The organism is Desulfofundulus thermobenzoicus, from assembly GCF_009428905.1.
Classification (GTDB): domain Bacteria; phylum Bacillota; class Desulfotomaculia; order Desulfotomaculales; family Desulfovirgulaceae; genus Desulfofundulus_A; species Desulfofundulus_A thermobenzoicus.
Map to the genome: position 1 here is coordinate 1 of NZ_WHYR01000219.1, position 430 is coordinate 430.

General features: G+C 40.7%; 1 protein-coding gene. It reads left to right on the forward strand.

Going from position 1 to position 430, the window contains the following annotated elements; translation table 11 throughout:
* Window positions 1-9 precede the first annotated feature (9 nt).
* A complete protein-coding gene (gene cymR / locus GFC01_RS18320) occupies window positions 10-429 on the forward strand; it encodes a cysteine metabolism transcriptional regulator CymR (RefSeq protein ID WP_024423125.1) in 420 nt (139 codons plus the stop codon).
* The last annotated feature ends 1 nt before the right edge of the window (window position 430 follow it).

Below are 430 nucleotides of genomic sequence, written 5' to 3' on the forward strand. Positions count from 1 at the left end.
GTGTTTAACTTGAAAATATCAACTAAAGGCAGATATGGTCTGACGATCATGATCGAATTAGCCAAAAAACATGGCGAAGGCCCTACATCATTAAAATCAATCGCTCAAAACAATGATTTGTCTGAGCATTATTTAGAGCAGCTTGTATCACCACTCCGCAATGCCCGTCTTGTAAAAAGTATCCGCGGAGCGTATGGCGGCTATGTTCTTGCACATGAACCAAATGAGATCACAGCAGGTGATATTATTCGTGTATTAGAAGGACCCATTAGTCCTGTTGAAGTCATCGAAAACGAAGAACCAGCAAAGCGTGAACTATGGATTCGTATTCGTGATGCAGTAAAAGACGTACTAGACAATACAACTCTTGAAGACTTGGCAAGCTACACAGATGACGGGGATCAAGACTCGTATATGTTCTATATTTAGA